1 protein-coding gene and 1 pseudogene are annotated in these 2,675 nt (G+C 48.6%); one reads left to right on the top strand and one right to left on the bottom strand.

The genetic code is table 11. The features are described 5' to 3' along the window. Window positions 1-1,261 (top strand): calcium-binding protein (locus QUA42_RS25760; protein WP_333141281.1); only part of this gene is annotated, 1,261 nt, incomplete at its 5' end. A gap of 244 nt (window positions 1,262-1,505) precedes the next feature. Here QUA42_RS25760 and QUA42_RS25755 read toward each other — a convergent pair. Further along, window positions 1,506-2,675: pseudogene (locus QUA42_RS25755) on the bottom strand (WD40 repeat domain-containing protein); the annotation flags it as partial.

The following is a 2,675-nucleotide window of genomic DNA, read 5'->3' as shown; positions in this document are numbered from 1 at the left end:
TCAAGATGGTGATAATAACGGAAGTGCGATCGTTGATATTGGCGCTTATGAATTTAACCCTACAGTCACGCCGACTCCGACTCCGACGCCGACGCCGACTCCGACGCCGACTCCGACTCCGACTCCCACACCGGAACCAACTCCGACTCCCACACCGGAACCCACTCCCACTCCCACACCGGAACCAACTCCCACGCCCACACCGGAACCGACTCCCACGCCCACACCGGAACCGACTCCCACGCCCACACCGGAACCGACCCCAACTCCCACGCCAACTCCGGTTTCGGATGATTGCCTACTCGATAGCCTCAACGCCCCGCAACTAGATTCGACCACCATCACCCCCAACCCCGTCCAACAAACTATCAACGGCGGCGACACTACCGATTTCATCATGGGCGGTGTCATCAACGACTCAATTAACGGACAAGCCGGCAACGATACTCTCTACGGTATGGGCGGCAATGACAACATTGACGGCGCAGCAGATAACGACTCAATCTTCGGCAATGAAGGCAGCGATTTCATCTCTGGCGATGCTGGCAACGATACCATCTACGCTGGCAAAGATAATGACACTGTTGTTGGTGGTGAGGGCGACGACTTGTTGAGGGGAGATCTCGGCAATGATACAGTTGCCGGCGGCGTTGGCAACGACAGCATTTTCGGCGGTAAAGATGACGATATCTTGCTGGGTGAAGATGATGACGACTACATTTTAGGCAACTTAGGAAATGACACAATTAATGCCGGAAACGGCAACGATATTGCCTTTGGCAATGAAGGTACAGACCTGATTTTTGGCGACATCGGTAACGATACCCTGTACGGAGGCAAAGAAAACGACAGTCTCGATGGCGGTGAGGGCAACGACTTGCTGTTGGGGGGCAATGAAAACGATGTGCTTTGCGGCGACATCGGTAACGATACCCTGTACGGTGGCAAAGGTGATGATATTCTCAGTGGTGGCAGCGGTGCCGATTTCCTTTCCGGGGATGTTGGGGACGATACTTTGACTGGTGGTTCGGGAAATGATGTGTTTTTCCTCAATCAAAGTTTGGGTAGCGACATCATTAATGATTTCCGCAGGGGAGAGGATTTAATTGGGTTGAATTCTGATTTGAGTTTTAATCAACTCAGTATTACTTCAAGCAACAATCAGACTTTGATTACTGTGACGGATACCAATCAATTGTTGGCGAAGCTTAACAATATTACCCCCGGTATTCTCACCGCTAGCGATTTTATTACTCTGTAGTTATTATACTAAATCCGGTTTGTCTCTACCCTCGATCGTTCTGCGTATCCTTCGGCGGTGGAAACCTCTACTAAACAAACGAAGTCCGCCTCCGCCGACTGAGAGATAAAGGGAGTAGTTAAGCCGGATTTAGTATCATAGCATATTTCAATAAAAAGTAGCCAAGCATGATAAATATCCTCTAATCTTATGATGCTCTAGCCACACATATTAATCTAATATTCCTAATAAAGCGGACTTGATATTATTTCGTTTTAATACGATCGCACAAATGTCTGTCCTCCTCCTTCACTTCGGGATTTGTTCGCAGGTAATCTCGCACGCGATCGCAACCATAACCTAATAAATCCAGGTTGAGAATTCGCGGTACATTCCACAGAATCAGGGTGTTATCGTCACCGACGGAAGCGACAAACTTTCCATCAGAACTGTACGCCACTCCCCTAATTGCCGCACTGTGACCCCTAAGCGTGGTTACTTCTGTACCGTCGAGTTTCCACAACTTCACCGTGTTGTCTACACCGCCAGAAGCGATAATTTGACTGTCGGGACTAAACTTCACTCCCCACACTGCTGCTGTGTGACCTGAAAGCGTTCTGAGTAATTTACCGTCAATTGTCCAAAGCTTAACGGTTTTGTCTCCACTGCTAGAAGCGATGATATTACCTTGACGGTTAAAAGCAAGTCTCCAAACTGCCGCAGTGTGACCTCGGAAAGTTCTCACCAAACTACCGTCAAGTTTCCACAACTTTACAGTACCGTCTCCCCCGGCGGAGGCAACTAACTGACCGTCGGGACTAAATGCTACCTGCCAAACAGGAGCGTGATGTCCGGTCATGGTATGCAATAATGTACCGTCACGCCGCCAAAGCTTAATTGTCTTATCTAGACTTCCTGTAGCAATAATTTGAGCATCTGGATTGAAAGCGACTGTAAAGACGGTAGCTTGATGACCTGTTAAAGTTGCGATCGCTTCCCCAGTTCGCTCCCAAATATTCACTTTATTATCGTTTCTGGTAGCAGCAATTAACTTGCCATCCGCACTGTTAGCAACACCCACACCATAGACTACCAAGTTCTTTCCAGTGAAAGTCGCCAAAAATTTGCCTTCCCGACTCCAAAGTTTAACTGTACCGTCCTCGCTACAAGTAGCGATCGTAGAACTATCGGCACTGATATCGATTCCCCAAATTGCACCTTTATGGGCAGTAATAGTTGTCTGTAAGGGATTTTGACTTTCCCACAATCTGACGGTATTTTCTGCACCCGCCGAAGCAATATAGCTGCCGTCGGGACTCCAAGCTACATCCCAAATCGACGCGCTGTGACCGCTGAAGGTAGCCAGTTCTGTGCCGTCGATATTCCAAATTTTGACAGTTTTATCCCGACTTCCCGAGACGATTTTTTGGCCGTC

Origin of the sequence: Microcoleus sp. Pol11C2 (assembly GCF_036701505.1) — a bacterium.
Lineage (GTDB): Bacteria > Cyanobacteriota > Cyanobacteriia > Cyanobacteriales > Microcoleaceae > Microcoleus.
The sequence above is the reverse complement of the archived record's forward strand: the minus strand, read 5'-3'. Positions and strand labels throughout refer to the sequence as shown.